Annotated in this window: 15 protein-coding genes and 1 riboswitch; of the genes, 12 read left to right on the top strand and 3 right to left on the bottom strand. The window is 64.5% G+C overall.

Going from position 1 to position 13,988, the window contains the following annotated elements; genetic code table 11:
• The first annotated feature begins 28 nt into the window (after window positions 1-28).
• Window positions 29-1,372, top strand: a complete 1,344-nt coding sequence (gene mgtE / locus HMPREF2757_RS08895; protein ID WP_070575613.1) for a magnesium transporter — start codon at window positions 29-31, stop codon at window positions 1,370-1,372.
• A gap of 200 nt (window positions 1,373-1,572) precedes the next feature.
• Here mgtE and HMPREF2757_RS08900 read toward each other — a convergent pair whose 3' ends face one another.
• Both HMPREF2757_RS08900 and HMPREF2757_RS08905 read right to left on the bottom strand, forming a co-directional pair.
• Window positions 1,573-2,358 (bottom strand): DUF3800 domain-containing protein, encoded by a 786-nt coding sequence (locus HMPREF2757_RS08900; protein ID WP_070575616.1) that lies wholly within the window; start codon window positions 2,356-2,358, stop codon window positions 1,573-1,575.
• Window positions 2,359-2,367: 9 nt separating this feature from the next.
• Entirely contained in the window at window positions 2,368-2,799 is a 432-nt protein-coding gene (locus tag HMPREF2757_RS08905) for a MarR family winged helix-turn-helix transcriptional regulator (protein WP_070575619.1), read from the bottom strand.
• A gap of 95 nt (window positions 2,800-2,894) precedes the next feature.
• Window positions 2,895-3,038: riboswitch (FMN riboswitch) on the top strand.
• A 96-nt stretch (window positions 3,039-3,134) separates the two neighbouring features.
• On the opposite strand from HMPREF2757_RS08905, the gene ribD reads away from it, so the two are divergent.
• The 11 genes from ribD to HMPREF2757_RS08960 all read left to right on the top strand — a co-directional run bounded on the left by ribD (window position 3,135) and on the right by HMPREF2757_RS08960 (window position 13,564).
• Window positions 3,135-4,232 (top strand): bifunctional diaminohydroxyphosphoribosylaminopyrimidine deaminase/5-amino-6-(5-phosphoribosylamino)uracil reductase RibD, encoded by a 1,098-nt coding sequence (gene ribD, locus HMPREF2757_RS08910; RefSeq protein ID WP_070576330.1) that lies wholly within the window; start codon window positions 3,135-3,137, stop codon window positions 4,230-4,232.
• The gene (locus HMPREF2757_RS08915; RefSeq protein WP_070575621.1) at window positions 4,213-4,893 is read left to right on the top strand and encodes a riboflavin synthase; all 681 of its coding nucleotides are present in this window, start codon (window positions 4,213-4,215) and stop codon (window positions 4,891-4,893) included. The genes ribD and HMPREF2757_RS08915 overlap by 20 nt, the downstream gene beginning before the upstream one ends.
• Window positions 4,890-6,188, top strand: a complete 1,299-nt coding sequence (locus HMPREF2757_RS08920) for a bifunctional 3,4-dihydroxy-2-butanone-4-phosphate synthase/GTP cyclohydrolase II (protein WP_070575623.1) — start codon at window positions 4,890-4,892, stop codon at window positions 6,186-6,188. Before HMPREF2757_RS08915 ends, HMPREF2757_RS08920 begins: the two co-directional genes overlap by 4 nt.
• Window positions 6,188-6,664 (top strand): 6,7-dimethyl-8-ribityllumazine synthase, encoded by a 477-nt coding sequence (gene ribH, locus HMPREF2757_RS08925; protein ID WP_070575626.1) that lies wholly within the window; start codon window positions 6,188-6,190, stop codon window positions 6,662-6,664. The genes HMPREF2757_RS08920 and ribH overlap by 1 nt, the downstream gene beginning before the upstream one ends.
• Before the next feature lie 159 nt (window positions 6,665-6,823).
• Window positions 6,824-8,059: an amidase gene (locus HMPREF2757_RS08930; protein WP_083304216.1), complete on the top strand. Its 1,236-nt coding sequence runs from the start codon at window positions 6,824-6,826 to the stop codon at window positions 8,057-8,059.
• A complete protein-coding gene (locus HMPREF2757_RS08935; RefSeq protein ID WP_070575629.1) occupies window positions 8,060-8,971 on the top strand; it encodes a phytoene/squalene synthase family protein in 912 nt (303 codons plus the stop codon).
• Window positions 8,971-10,557, top strand: coding sequence for a phytoene desaturase family protein (crtI, locus tag HMPREF2757_RS08940; protein ID WP_070575632.1), 1,587 nt, complete (start codon window positions 8,971-8,973; stop codon window positions 10,555-10,557). The genes HMPREF2757_RS08935 and crtI overlap by 1 nt, the downstream gene beginning before the upstream one ends.
• Window positions 10,554-10,991: a lycopene cyclase domain-containing protein gene (locus HMPREF2757_RS08945; protein ID WP_070575635.1), complete on the top strand. Its 438-nt coding sequence runs from the start codon at window positions 10,554-10,556 to the stop codon at window positions 10,989-10,991. The genes crtI and HMPREF2757_RS08945 overlap by 4 nt, the downstream gene beginning before the upstream one ends.
• Window positions 10,988-11,362: a lycopene cyclase domain-containing protein gene (locus HMPREF2757_RS08950; protein WP_070575637.1), complete on the top strand. Its 375-nt coding sequence runs from the start codon at window positions 10,988-10,990 to the stop codon at window positions 11,360-11,362. The genes HMPREF2757_RS08945 and HMPREF2757_RS08950 overlap by 4 nt, the downstream gene beginning before the upstream one ends.
• A complete protein-coding gene (locus HMPREF2757_RS08955) occupies window positions 11,356-12,258 on the top strand; it encodes a prenyltransferase (protein WP_070575640.1) in 903 nt (300 codons plus the stop codon). Before HMPREF2757_RS08950 ends, HMPREF2757_RS08955 begins: the two co-directional genes overlap by 7 nt.
• A 103-nt stretch (window positions 12,259-12,361) precedes the next feature.
• A complete protein-coding gene (locus tag HMPREF2757_RS08960) occupies window positions 12,362-13,564 on the top strand; it encodes an asparaginase (protein ID WP_070575643.1) in 1,203 nt (400 codons plus the stop codon).
• Here the strand turns inward: HMPREF2757_RS08960 and HMPREF2757_RS08965 are convergent.
• Window positions 13,554-13,895 (bottom strand): histone-like nucleoid-structuring protein Lsr2, encoded by a 342-nt coding sequence (locus tag HMPREF2757_RS08965; RefSeq protein WP_070575646.1) that lies wholly within the window; start codon window positions 13,893-13,895, stop codon window positions 13,554-13,556. The genes HMPREF2757_RS08960 and HMPREF2757_RS08965 overlap by 11 nt on opposite strands.
• Between the last annotated feature and the right edge of the window lie 93 nt (window positions 13,896-13,988).

Consider the following 13,988-nt stretch of genomic DNA (forward strand, 5'->3'; position numbering starts at 1 on the left):
TTCCCCGCAGGCAGCGCAAGGAGGGGCAGTGTCCGTCGAACTTATAGAAGAAGCGCTGCGATCACGCCCCAAGGGCGAAGCTGAACTGGCCGAACTCGCCCACGCGGCGCGCAATGTCAGCCCCGACGACCTCCAGTACCTCATCGAATCAATGCCGGCCAAACAGGCCGCCGTGCTCTACCGGGTGCTGGACAAAGACACTGCCCTGGGCATCTTCGAAGACCTTCCACCGGCATACCAGGCCGATCTGATCAGCGGACTGCGCTCAACCGACGTCGCGGAACTCATCGAAGAGCTCGACCCGGACGACCGCGCGCTCGTGTTCGACGAACTGCCGGCCGCGGTTGCCGACCGGCTCATGGCCGGCCTGAGCCCTTCCGAACGCCACATGACCGCCTCGGTCCTGGGCTACCCGCCCGAAGCGATCGGCCGCTACATGTCGCCGGAGGTCATCGGCATCAACCAGGACTTCACGGTGGGCGAAGCCATGGCCTACGTCCGCCGCAGGATTGACGACCCCGAAACCATCTACCTGCTGCCAGTTGTCGATTCCAGCCGTAAACTCACGGGAGTCATCGGCCTTCGCCGACTGTTGAGCGAAGACGATTCGGTTGTCATCCGCGACATTGCCAACCAGCCGGTGAGCGCCAGCGCTGTCGACGACCGCGAAGAGACCGCGCGCCGATTCTTAAGCGACAAGCTCATTGCAATGCCGATTGTCGACCGCGAACAGCGCCTGGTGGGAATCCTGACGATTGACGACGTCATCGACATCGTCGAAGAAGAAGACACCGAAGACACCGCCCGCTCGGGTGGTTCAGAGCCCCTGGCGCAGTCCTATCTGTCGGCTTCGATCTTCAGCATCTTCCGCTCCCGCGTTGTGTGGCTGACGATGCTTGCGGTGTCAGCTGTCCTGACAGTGCAGGTGCTCAATGTGTTCGAAGACCGGCTGGCACAGCTGACAGCACTGGCGCTGTTCATTCCGCTGCTGACCGGCACCGGCGGAAACACCGGCAACCAGGCGGCCACTACAGTTACCCGCGCCCTGGCAATGGGCGAAGTCCGTGTGCGCGACATGCCCAAGATCATCTGGCGCGAAGCCCGCGTGGGCTTCACCCTGGGGCTCACCCTGGGCGTTCTGGGCTTCCTCGCAGCATCTCTGGCCTTCGATGTGGGGATCGGCACCGTCATAGGTCTTACGCTTCTGTCGATCTGCACAATGGCCGCAACAATCGGCGGGGTCATGCCGCTTGTCGCCAAGAAGGTCGGCGCCGACCCGGCGGTGTTCTCCAACCCGTTCATCTCCACATTTGCCGACGCAACGGGCCTCATCATCTACTTCTCGATCGCCACGGCAATTCTGCTCAGCTGAAGCGGTTGAACCGGCGAGCCCACAGCTCGTGCGCTATTGATACGTGCACAAGCGGCCCTGTATCCTATGGGTAGAAAACACCACGATATTAGAGGTGTTTATCTGGAGGAGCGGGTTAGCACTCGCCCGGATGCTCGGCGGCGCACAACGCCGCACTCCTTAAGTGGATCGACTCCGGGGAGTGCTAACCCGCTCCTCACTTAATCTTGGGGCAATCGGGACAAGGGGAACCACTCGGGTGAGATCACCTTGTAATTCGGCATTGCCATAAGTCCGAGGGGAACGGCACAGTAGTTGCTGGCGTTTGTGCAGTTTTCCGTGCCGCGTACACGCGGCCAGACCGTGCGGAGGTAGCGTCCTTCCACGTGCCCGTACCGCCCAGGGCGCAGAGCCTCATTCAAGCAGCCTGCAAAGAGATCGGCGACATCGGACTCGCGGTACTTCGTTGCAGCCACCCACTGGAGGGAGTCAAGCAGCTCCATCGGGAGGCTTTTCTGAGTCGGCAAAGTCGTTTCAAGGTAGGGCCGACTGACGGCATCGTGGTCAAAGCCTTTGACGTGTGAAAAGCGGATCGTCAAATCACCCTTCTTGACGCCGGAGTTCCGGGCCGCCCAGAGAATGTTCTTCAACATTTTTCCGGCAACATAGTTATAAAGCGCGCCACGTTCCGTGGTGTAAGTACCCTCAGTCACGGCGGCCTTATCGGTGTAGACGTAGATGGCCTGCACCTTGTCCAACATGCTGAGATGGTCGGCAACATGGAGGCGCCGGTCGTGATCTCGCACGTACTCCTTCCACGAAAACGGCTTGTCGTGGGGAACTTTGAATTCGCCCTTAAGGTCTGTGATCAATTGGCGAACATCGCCAGCTGCGCTGGCAGGAAAAACAATAGCGGCCATCCCGAAGTGCGGGCTTGCTTTGGGGCTCACGCTCAAGTCACCAAGGTCACCAGTCTCGTCAACGTAGGCGAAGTATTTCTCAGGCATCACAGTCCTCTATTCGTCGTCGACGAGGGCTGCCGCCATGCTGTTGAGCAAGTCGACCGAGCGGGTCAGCGCAGCGACGTCATCGGCCGTGAGGTCATCGACCGCCGAACCCATTTTCTTCACCGCCGCGGTGCGCTCAGACACGAGCCACTGTCGGCCCTTGTCGGTGATTTCCAGAAGGGAAGCGCGCGCATCATCGGGGTCTGGTCGGCGTGTAATGAAACCGTCCGCGGTCAGGCGCGCCGCGATTTTCGTGGCCGCAGGCTGCGAACATCCGTACAGCTGCCCCAGCAGCCCGACCGTGGTGCGTTCACTTTGGTCGATGACCGCCAGCGCACGCCACGCTGACCAGCCTTCGTCACCGTGAGTGCCCCGGCGAACAGCGCGGGTGAACCTCCCGGCCGCGGCAACAAGATCAGTGACAAGGCGCTCATTTTCCATACCTCATTTATATAACTTGGCTATGCACGCCGCAAAGACGAGCGCACACCCGACCCCGTGTCGCACATGTCACAGCAAGGAGCTACTATGTGCTTCAGATGTTCCGGGGACGGTGAAATTCCGTACCGGCGGTGACAGTCCGCGACCCGGCTGCTCCACGGCACACGCCGTGCGAACACCCGGCCGACTCGGTGCAATTCCGAGACCGACAGTAAGAGTCTGGATGGGAGGAACACGGTCTGCTCGCGCAGGCACTGTCGGTGTACCCGGCATGTCTTTGCGAACCCACAGCGCCGCTGTGGACTCCCATCTCCCGGCTGTACCGGGAGGTTCTTATGGAAGTCCAGGCGGCTTTTCTTCTGCCTGAGAGCACCGGCCTGACTCACGAGCAGGCCATGCGGGCTGCCCTCGATCACGCCGCATACGGTTCGCGAGGTGCCACTCCCCTGGTCGGCGCTGTTCTGCTGCCGCTGCACTCCGGTCCGGTCGTGGGATTTCACGCCGGGGCAGGAACCGCGCACGCTGAGGCTGCCGCTCTCGACTTCGCCCGGGCCCACGGTATTGACACGGTCGGGGCGACGATGGTCGTGACCCTGGAGCCCTGTTCGCACACCGGCCGGACCGGCCCGTGCACCCAGCGGATCATCGACGCCGGGATCACCCACACGGTCATCGCCACAGCCGATCCGAACCCGACAGCCCGCGGCGGCGCGGATGTTCTGCGCGCGGCAGGCATTGCTGTGACGACCGGAGTGCTGGCCGCTGAAAGCCAGGCGCTCAATGCGCGCTGGCTGCGTGCAGTGCACGAAAACAGGCCGTTCATCACGTGCAAGATCGCCCAGAGCCTCGACGGGTGTTCTGCCGCGGCCGATGGCACAAGCCAGTGGATCACGGGGGAACAAGCCCGCGCTCACGCGCACGGGATTCGCGCCCGCGTCGATGCGATTGCCGTGGGCACAGGCACCGCGCTTGCCGACAACCCCCGGCTGAGTGCCCGCCCCGGCACCCCCGCGGTCACTTCCCAGCCGATCCCGGTGGTCATCGGCCGCCGCCCACTGCCACCGGAGAGCCACCTGGCGAACAACCCGCGGACCATCACCGCCGAAACAATCGACCAGGCGCTGACCAAGCTGACAGCCGCCGGTGTTGAGCACCTGCTTGTCGAAGGCGGTCCCCGGCTGGTGAGCAGCTTCATAGGCCGCGATCTGGCCGACGAGCTCCTGATCTACCAAGCGCCCGTGCTTTTAGGTGAGGGCTTACCCAGCACGGCCGGACTGAATGTCACCACCTTGCGTGAAGCGCACGGCTTCACCCTCGATACTGCCGGAGCAGCGCACCTCACGGCCCACCCCAACCCACAGGTTCTCGGCGCGGATGTTCTGCTGCGCCTGGTCCCGGATGAGAAAGGACACCATGTTCACCGGAATCATTGAGCACGTCGGAACCGTCGTCTCACTTGAACAGGCTGACGACAGCGCCTATCTGACCCTGGAAGCCGGGCCGCTCGTGGCCGACCTCCCGCCGGGCGGTTCGCTCGCGGTCAACGGGGTGTGCCTCACCTCGGCACCCCTGGTTGCCGCACAGGCAGAAGAAGATGACGAGGCGCCAGCCGGGCCCCAGTCCGAAGGCACCTTCCGTGCCCTGCTCATGGGCGAAACGCTGCGCCGCTCAGCTCTTGGGGCCCTGCATCCGGGTGATCCGGTGAACCTCGAACGGTGCATGCCTGCGGGTGGTCGCTTTGACGGACACATTGTCCAAGGGCATGTGGACGGCGTGGGGCACGTGGCTTCCGTCGAAGACAACGGCCTGTGGCGCACAGTGCGCGTGAACATTCCCGCAGACCTTGCCCCCTACACCGTGGAGAAGGGCTCCATCAGCCTGTCCGGCACCAGCCTCACCCTGACCGCGGTCAGCCCCGCCAGTGCTGATGAGCACTGGGTGGAAGTCGGGCTGATCGAAGCAACGCTTGAACGCACAGTCTTCGGCCAGGTCAAACCCGGTCATCCCATCAACATCGAGGTCGACATTCTTGCGAAATACGCCGAACGCCGCGCCGAATTCACAGCCCTCACACCCCGAAAGGACCAGCCATGACCACCACCTTGGCCTCTATTGAAGACGCGATACAGCAGATTGCGGCAGGCCGTCCGATTGTCGTGGTCGACGACGAAGACCGTGAAAACGAAGGCGACCTCATCATGGCCGCAGACGCCGTGACGGCCGAATGGATGGGCTTCATCATCCGGTACTCATCGGGTGTTGTGTGCGCACCCATTCCCGCCCAAACCGCCCAGCGGCTGGCGCTGCCACCCATGACGGCTGACAACGAAGACCCCAAGGGCACCGCCTACACCGTGAGCGTTGACGCCAAAGCAGGCGTGACAACCGGCATCAGTGCAGCTGATCGCAGCCTCACCGCGCGCCTCCTGGCAGACCCCGATACCCGCACGGAAGACCTCACCCGGCCCGGCCACCTGTTCCCGCTCATCGCACAGGATGACGGTGTGCTCGCCCGGGACGGCCACACCGAAGCAGGCCTCGACTTCGCCCGCCTGGCAGGCCGCAGCCCAGCGGCGGTCATCGCCGAAATCGTCCACGACGACGGCTCCATGATGCGCTTTGCGGCACTTGCCGAGTTCGCTCGCGAACACGGCCTGGCAATGGTCACGATCGCCGACCTCATTGCCTACCGCAAGGCCAATCCGGACGCCCCAATGACCCCAGTGCCCACCACCTCGGGCAAAAACCAGTCAACAGGCCCCACCGCAGCCCAGTCGGCAGCCGCAGGCGGAAACACAGCCGGGCGGCGCCTCGTACGCGGAGAGACGGTTCCCCTGCCCACCGACTTCGGGACACTCACGGCAACCGCGTACACCTTCGACGGGACTGACCACCTGGTGCTCAGCGGCCCGCCGAACGCCGATTCCACACCGCTCGTGCGGATCCATTCAGAGTGCCTTACAGGCGATGTCTTCGGTTCACACCGCTGCGACTGCGGCGAACAGCTGGCCCAGGCGCTGCGCACCGTTGCGACAGTAGGCGGGCACGTGATCTACGTGCGCGGACACGAAGGCCGCGGCATTGGGCTGGCCGGCAAAATCGCCGCCTATTCCCTGCAGGACACCGGCGTGGACACCGTGGACGCCAACACGCGCCTGGGCTTTGCCGCTGATGCGCGCAAGTACGACGCCGTCGCCGCGATTCTCGCCGACATGGGGCTGCACTCGGTGCGGCTCATGACCAACAATCCGACCAAAATCACCGCGCTGCAGCACATGGACATTGACGTGACCCGCGTGGATGCCGAAGTCGCCCCGCGGCCGGAGAACATCGCCTACCTGGCAACCAAGCGCGACAGGATGTCGCACCTTCTGGAAAGGACACTCTGATGGCAGGACACGGAGCACCCGAAATCTCACCCCGCACGGCAGTTCAGGCAGGCCCGCTGAGCATGGCGATCATCGCCTCGCGCTGGCATGACCAGGTGATGGGCGGTCTTGTGGCCGGTGCCCAGCGCGCCGCAGCAGAAGCCGGCATCGATGCGCCCGTGCACTGGGTGCCGGGCTCGTTTGAGCTGCCTATCGCCGCCCAGGCGGCGGCGAAACAGTATGACTGCGTTGTCGCTCTCGGGGTTGTCATTCGCGGCGGCACTCCGCACTTCGACTACGTGTGCACTGCCGCCACCGACGGTTTGGGGCGCGTGGCACTCGATTCCAGTACGCCCGTGGGCTTCGGCCTGCTCACGTGCGACACGGAAGAGCAGGCCCTCGACCGAGCCGGGCTGGAAAGCTCGAAAGAAGACAAGGGGTACGAGGCGGCAACCGCGGCTTTGGCAACCGCCGATGTCCTGCGCCGACTGCGCTGATCTCTCAGCTTAAGTGCCGAACTGCCCGATGCAGGGGTCTGCGAAGTGCGTCGTCCCCGCACGCGCCTGGGCGACGCGCTTCCCACACGCCGAAATTCCGCCGGACCGGGCCGCTATCCTTAGCAGGACTGGAGTGGCCCGACCGGATAGGGAGTAGAAGTGACCGTTGCCGAGATTGAACGCATCCTCCGCGAAGTGACAAATGCCGGAGGCAAGTTCAACGCCGTCACCGAAATGCTGCCGGAACTCGCCCGCGAATGCGCACTCGAAGCGACCGAACGAGCAGAAGCGGGACTGCCGCCGCGCGCCCTCGAAGGCCAGGCTTTCGCCGTCAAGGACGTCGTGTTCATTGCCGGCTGCCCCACGTCGATGGGTTCGCGCGTCAAGGTGGCCGACCACCCCGATGCGACGACAGGCACCGCCGAAGTCATCGAACGGCTCATGGCGGCAGGCGCCATCCCTGTTGCCAAGACCAACTGCCAGGAATTCTCCCACGGCATCTTCGGCGAACACTCCGCTTTCGGCACGGTGATGAACCCAGCCGGACTTCAGCTGTGCAGCGGGGGTTCGTCTTCGGGATCGGCCGCACTTGTGGCCGCCGGAGCGGTTCCCTTCGCCGTCGGCTCTGACACCGCCGGATCGGTGCGCGTTCCCGCCGGCTGCCAGGGGGTTGTCGGCTTCAAACCCACCCTCGGAGCAATCAGCACAGACGGCGTGTTCCCCCTGGCCCCGTCATTTGACACTCTCGGATTCTTCGCCCGCACCGTCGCAGAGGCAACCCGAGTGTTCTCAGCTGTCGTGGACTTCTCAGCCGGTGCTCCGTCATCGGTCACCGTCGGCACTTTCGAACTGAACAAGCCGCACTGGATTGAGGACGGCGCGGACTACCTCGACTCGACAGAAGAGGTTGATCTCGGGCCGTTCATCGATGTGTCGAGTCCCCTGTATGACACGGTCCGCAAATACGAGTCCTACCGGATTCTGGGCCCGCTGGCCGAGGACCAGCCGGGCGCCTTCACCCCCGGTGTGCTCGACCGGGTGCAGCAGTCGGCGGATGTGTCTGAATCCCAGTACCAGAAGGCACTGGCCGATGTGGACATTCTGCGTGAGCGGGCCCTGTCCGCATTTGAGCACGTGGACATCATCGTGTCGCCCGCACTGGACGGCGGAACGGTCCCGTGGGGAAGCATCGGACCGGACGCCCGCCCGGCCTTTGTCCGCTACTCCCAGCTGTTCAACGTGCTCGGCTGGCCGGCCATCACCATCCCCACCGGTCGCAGGTACCCCAACGGAGCCCCCGCTTGCCTGCACTTGGCAGGAAAGCCCGGCGAGGACGCCACTGTGTTGGCTGTCGCCGCTGAGCTCGAACGCCGACTGCAGGCGGACGCCGACTGAATGACTCTGCCCTTTTCCCGGGGCAGGAGTCTCGACCTGCTGCCGCCCACCCAGCGCTACACCCGGACTGCCTACCGTGCGGCCGGGGCGGTCATCCGCTCCTATTCGACCTCGTTCTCCTTTGCCGCGTCACTCCTGCCCAGACGCATGGAACGCAGCATTGCCAGCCTCTACGCGGTGGTGCGCATTGCCGACGAGATCGTCGACGGCGCCTACCCCGCAGGCCCTGCCGCGCAGGCGGAAGCCCTCGATGATTTCCGACAGCGCATAGCCGAAGCGTGCCGAACGGGGTTCTCCCCTGACCTCATTGCGCACGCTTTCGCAGACACCGCCCGGCGCACGGGAATAGGGCCGAAACTGTGGAACCCGTTCTTTTCGTCCATGTACCGCGACATCCGACCGGAACACCATTCGCCGGGTTCGCTGGAGTCCTATATTCACGGTTCGGCTGAAGTAATCGGGCTGATGTGCCTGGCAATCTTCATGGAAGACGAAAACCCGACCGCAGAAGAGCAGAGAATCCTGGAAAACGGCGCACGCGGTTTGGGGGCGGCATTCCAGCGCGTGAACTTTCTGCGCGACCTCGGCGCCGACACGTCTGAACTCGGCAGGACCTATCTGCTGGGCAGCACGGGCACGTTCACGGAAGAAGAGAAATCCCGCCAGCTGAACATCGTCCAGACCGATTTCGCCGCCGCCCGTCAGGCGATGCCGCTGCTGCCGTGGCGTGTCCGCACCGCTGTCGGCACAGCACTGGGCATCTTCGAAGAGCTCGCTGAGCGAATAGCCGCCACACCGGCCAGCGAACTCCAGCAGACGCGACTGCGGATTCCCGCACCGCGCAAAGCTGTTTTCGCAGCCCGTGCCGCCACTGCCCGCAGCCGCACCTGCGTGGACACCCCGGAGGGCTGATGCGCTCACTCACCGTCATCGGCGGCGGCATTGCCGGTCTGGGCACAGCCGCATTGGCCGCCGCGCGGGGCTGGAAGGTGACTCTGCTGGAAGCCCGCAGCGAACTCGGCGGACGGGCCGGCATGCACACAGAAGCCGGTTTTGTCTTCGACACGGGGCCGTCCTGGTACCTCATGCCCGAGGTGTTCGACCGCTTCTTCCACCTGCTCGGCCAGGACAATCCGCTGCGGCTGCACGAACTCGATCCCGGCTTCCGGGTGTGGCCAGCGGGACTTCTGGACGACAGCGGCGGCGGGGGCGGAGGCGGCGCCTCGGCAGTTGATGTTCCCCGTGAAACCGAAGCCTTCCTCTCCCTGGTCAGTGCACGCGAGCCCGGTGCGGTCGAGCGGGTGCGCCGGTACCTGGAATCGGCCTCGGACACGTATCGCCTGGCGCTTGAGCACTTCCTCTACACGAACTTCACCGCGCGCGAGTGCAGCCGGTTTGCCCATCCCGATGTGCTGGCCCGGCTGCCCCAGCTGCCGCGGCTTTTCGGCCAGTCCATGCAGCGGCGGATTGAGCAGACGGTCACCGACCCCGTGCTGCAGAAGATTCTGGGCTACCCCGCGGTGTTTCTGGGCACGGAGCCGAAAACTGCGCCGAGTATGTACCACCTGATGACGAACCTCGATGTTGTCGACGGTGTCCGCTACCCCATGGGCGGAATGCACACCATCATCACCTCCATGGCCCAGGCGGCAGTGCGCCTGGGCGTGGACATCCGCACCGACTGCACCGTGACGGCTGTGCGCACGCACGGGCGGCGGGTTGTCGGCGTCACCGCCCGCCGGGGAGGTTCACCGACTGACGAGGCGAAGGCCGGTTCACGGGATGGCTCAGTGGGCGCGCGGGGCAGCTCCCGAGGTGGCGAGGGTGCTGTTGTCGACTTCGACAGTGACGCGGTTGCTGCGGCCTGCGATCTCGAAGCGTTCGAAGCCCTGCTGCCCACACGACTGAGGACGCGGAGTCAATCGTGGTGGGCTCGGCGCGACTACGGCATAGGCGCGGTCACACTGCTGCTCGGCATTGACCGCACGCTCCCACAGCTGCACCACCACAACCTGTTCTTCACTGCAGACTGGGACAGCAACTTCACGCAGATCTTCGGGGAAGACAAACGCCCGCCCCAGCCTGCCTCGGCCTATGTCTGCGCCCCGTCGCGCACCGATGCGGCAGTGGCTCCGGCGGGCTCGGAGAACCTGTTTGTGCTGGTGCCTGCCCCGGCTGACCCGCAGCTGCGTGCCGGTTCACCGCAGCTTGAGAAGTACGCCGATCGGATCATCGAGTCTTTGGGCGCGAGCATCGGTGTTGATTTGGTCTCGCATCTGCGAGTGCGCCGGGCTTTTGGTCCCGGCGATATCGACCCGCGGCGCGGATCGGCTCTCGGCCCGGCCAATGTTCTGGCCCAGTCAGCCATGTTCCGTTTCCCGCAGCAGGCTCGCGCACGCGGCCTCGTCCATGCGGGCGCCTATACGGCACCGGGCGTGGGGCTGCCCATGTGCCTCATCAGCGCTGAGAACGCCGTCAACCTGTTGGGACGCACATGAACTGGGCCTATGCGGCAGCACTTGGATTTTCACTGCTGGGCATGGCGATCCTCGATTTCCGCCACGGCCTGTTCTGGGGTGCCGCGCTGCGCAACAAGTCAGCCCGCACGTGGGCCCGGACTGCCGCAGTGCACTTCGGGGTGTGGGGCGTGTTCCTGCTGTGGGATGTCCTCGGCATTGGGCTGGGCGTGTTCTTTCGCGGCGATTCGCCATATATGACGGGCATAGACGTGGCCCCGCACCTGCCGGTTGAAGAGCTGCTGTTCCTGTTCTTCCTGGTGTGGCTGACCACCAACGTGTTTGCCGGCACTGCGAAACTCGCTGAATGGCGAGCCGGACGAGGTGCCGGGTCGGCAACCCGGCAAGGTGCCCCGCGTGGGGCAACCCGAGAAGCAGCGGGGCACCGAGCTGGCCGTGAGGCTGGTCAGCCATGACGTACACGCTGCTCAACGCCTGCTTCCTCATACCCGCAGCCCTCCTTGCCTGGGGTGCCCGCAAGCGCATTCCCACACGCCCGTGGCTGCTGACTGCCGCAGTGCTCATTGTTCTGACGATCATCTTCGACAACCTCATGATCGGCGTTGGACTGTTCTACTATTCGCCGGAAACATCATCGGGCATCACGATTGGGCTCATGCCGATCGAAGACCTGTCCTACACCGTCTTCGCGGTACTCGTCCTACCAGCGCTCTGGGCCCACCTGCTCCAGCCCCGTCCAGTGCAAGCCGCAGAGTGCAGCAGCGGTGACAGGCGCCTCGGCAGTGGTGGTGCAGACCGCCTAGACGGTGGTGACAGGCAGTGCTGAAGCACCTGTTCCTGTCGTCCCGCCCACTCAGCTGGGTCAACACGGCGTACCCGTTCGGTGCGGCGTATCTGCTGATGGGCGGCGGCCTGAGCCTAGACTTCTGGTTGGGGTGCCTGTTCTTTTTAGTGCCGTACAACCTGGCCATGTACGGGATCAACGACGTTTTCGACTACGAATCCGATATGCGCAACCCCCGCAAAGGCGGTGTCGAGGGCAGTGTGCTCGATCCCGCCCTGCACCGGCCGACCCTGCGGGCCGCAGTCATCAGCTGCCTGCCATTCGCACTGTATTTCCTGGTGAGTGCCCCGTGGGCGGCAAAAGCGACGCTGCTTTTCAGCCTGTTTGCGGTCGTGGCCTACTCAGCGAAGGGGCTGCGGTTCAAAGAGATTCCCATACTGGACTCCGTGACCAGCTCACTGCACTTCTCCACACCGGCATGGTTCGCCGTGGCGCTGCTGGCTGGGGGTGCTGGCGGTGATGCGGCGGGTGCTGACGTTGGGGTTTTGGGCTCCGGTGTGAGTGCAGCGGGAGCCTTGGGGCTCATCGCGTTCTTCCTGTGGGGCATGGCCAGCCAGGCATTCGGCGCGGTGCAGGACATCGGCCCTGACCGCGAAGCCGGCCTCAAGTCGATCGCCACGGCACTCGGCGCGCGCGGAACAGTGGCTGTGGCGGTGGGGTTGTACGCGGCGGCGGCCGTGCTCATGGGTCTCACCCCGTTCCCGCTGGACATCATGGCGGTCGTAGGGCTGGCCTATACCGCCAACACGGTGCGCTTTTTGAGCATTGACGATGCATCCGCCGAACGCACCCGCACCGGCTGGCAGGTATTCCTGTGGCTGAACTACGCGGCGGGTTTTGTCCTGACCATAATTCTGCTGGCTGACGCGCTGCTTTGAGGGTTTGCGCGGTGCACTGCCGGTCCCCTGCTGGATCACGCGTGCTTCTGGTGAGCACGCCGGTGAGCGGTTCTGTGAGCGTTTCGGGCCCTATTGTGGAGACATGAGGATCCACATTGCCGCCCTGGGCGGAACCATTGCGTCTGTTCCCGATTCATCCGGAGGGGTTGCTCCCAGCGTCTCCGGTGAAGACATTGCCCGCGCCGCCAACCTCAACACGATTGACCTAGACGCGGTGCTCGAACACTCGAACCCACCAGCCGAGCAGGCGGGCGAAGAAGGAAACGCGGGGCCTGGCAGCTGGTCATCCAGTCTGCAGCTGACATACGAGCAGGTGGCGCAGGTCGGGTCGGGGTCTATCACCGTCGAACACCTGCTCGGCGTGGTGGAATCAGCCCGCACCGCAGCACGCGAAGGCGCCGCCGGCATTGTGCTGACACAGGGAACTGACACGCTGGAAGAGACCGCGTTTGTCCTGTCCCGGATCAACGATTCGGGCATTCCGATCGTCGTCACCGGGGCTATGCGCAACCCGTCCCTGCCCGGCGCCGACGGCCCGGCCAATGTGCGCGCCGCCGTCATCACTGCACTGTCCCCGCAGGTGCGCGGCCTGCCGAGCGTGCTGGTGATGGCCGATGAAATCCACGACCCCGTATTTGTGCGCAAAAACCACACGAGCTTCACACACGCCTTTTCCTCCGGCCCCACAGCCGGGCCGCTGGGCTGGGTGAGCGAAGATCGCGTCGTTCTGCCCCATGTTCCTGCCGGGCTGTTGGGAGCCCGTCTGGCTGGTGCTGTGGGTGCGGCCGGTGAGTCGAGTTCAGCCGAAGAGGCAGGGGTTTCCGGGGCGGCACCTCGTCCCCAGTATCCCGGGCTGACCAGCGCACACACTGTCCCCCAGGTGGCGGTCATCGCCGTGGGGCTGGGCGATTCGCTCAGCATCCTCGATGCTGTTGCCGATGCAGGTTATGCCGGCTGTGTTCTTGCCGGTGTTGGCGGCGGGCACGTGCCGCAGTCAGCGCTGCCTGCGATTGAGCGGCTGGCTCAGCGGATGCCGGTTGTGTATGCATCCCGGACAGGATCGGGCTCTGCACTAGAAAGCACCTACGGCTACCCCGGTGCTGAAATCGGCCTGCAGAAGATGGGGCTCGTGCCCGCCGGTGTGCTCGATCCCTATAAGGCGCGGCTGCAACTGCGGTTGGCCCTGGCCGCTGGTGGGGTTAACGCTGCTGGTGGAGTAAGCGCCGGTGTTCGGACTGGTGTGGAGGCTGCGTTCGCCCCCTTCCGCCCCGGTTTCACAGGCTGATGCAGCGCACCAACAACGCCAGACTCCACCCAACCCGCACCAGACTCACGCGGTAATGCAGACTTGCGCGCAAATGTGGGCCTGGCCTGCGCCCACTCGCGGATCCGCTTCGTCTCATCGCTGCGCCTGCGGGAGGTGCCTCGTCGGGCGCGGCCCCCCCGATGCGCCGTGCATGCTCCGCCCATGCCGCGAACTCGTCGCGGAGCTTCTGCGCGTTCTCGTCGTTGAGATCGATCTCGTAGGTGACACCGTCGAGGGCGAAGTCGACCGTCAAGGTGGCCGCGGAGCCGTCGAGGGCGTCGGTCAGGACGATGCGAGTCTTGCGGGCCATGCTGTGTGTCCCCCTGGGTAGATATTGCGTTCAGCGTACAGAACGGCGAACGCTTGATGAGGGGTTCTGCGTGGCGGGGACTGTGCAAATGCT

Source organism: Brevibacterium sp. HMSC063G07, from assembly GCF_001810665.1.
Lineage (GTDB): Bacteria > Actinomycetota > Actinomycetes > Actinomycetales > Brevibacteriaceae > Brevibacterium.

Excerpts from the sequence above, each read along its gene's own strand:
- HMPREF2757_RS08900 (WP_070575616.1), bottom strand. The coding sequence starts at position 2,358 with ATGCCTGAGAAATACTTCGCCTACGTTGACGAGACTGGTGACCTTGGT.
- HMPREF2757_RS08905 (WP_070575619.1), bottom strand. The coding sequence starts at position 2,799 with ATGGAAAATGAGCGCCTTGTCACTGATCTTGTTGCCGCGGCCGGGAGG.
- ribD (WP_070576330.1), top strand. The coding sequence starts at position 3,135 with ATGGAAGTCCAGGCGGCTTTTCTTCTGCCTGAGAGCACCGGCCTGACT.
- HMPREF2757_RS08915 (WP_070575621.1), top strand. The coding sequence starts at position 4,213 with ATGTTCACCGGAATCATTGAGCACGTCGGAACCGTCGTCTCACTTGAA.
- HMPREF2757_RS08920 (WP_070575623.1), top strand. The coding sequence starts at position 4,890 with ATGACCACCACCTTGGCCTCTATTGAAGACGCGATACAGCAGATTGCG.
- ribH (WP_070575626.1), top strand. The coding sequence starts at position 6,188 with ATGGCAGGACACGGAGCACCCGAAATCTCACCCCGCACGGCAGTTCAG.
- HMPREF2757_RS08935 (WP_070575629.1), top strand. The coding sequence starts at position 8,060 with ATGACTCTGCCCTTTTCCCGGGGCAGGAGTCTCGACCTGCTGCCGCCC.
- crtI (WP_070575632.1), top strand. The coding sequence starts at position 8,971 with ATGCGCTCACTCACCGTCATCGGCGGCGGCATTGCCGGTCTGGGCACA.
- HMPREF2757_RS08945 (WP_070575635.1), top strand. The coding sequence starts at position 10,554 with ATGAACTGGGCCTATGCGGCAGCACTTGGATTTTCACTGCTGGGCATG.
- HMPREF2757_RS08950 (WP_070575637.1), top strand. The coding sequence starts at position 10,988 with ATGACGTACACGCTGCTCAACGCCTGCTTCCTCATACCCGCAGCCCTC.
- HMPREF2757_RS08960 (WP_070575643.1), top strand. The coding sequence starts at position 12,362 with ATGAGGATCCACATTGCCGCCCTGGGCGGAACCATTGCGTCTGTTCCC.
- HMPREF2757_RS08965 (WP_070575646.1), bottom strand. The coding sequence starts at position 13,895 with ATGGCCCGCAAGACTCGCATCGTCCTGACCGACGCCCTCGACGGCTCC.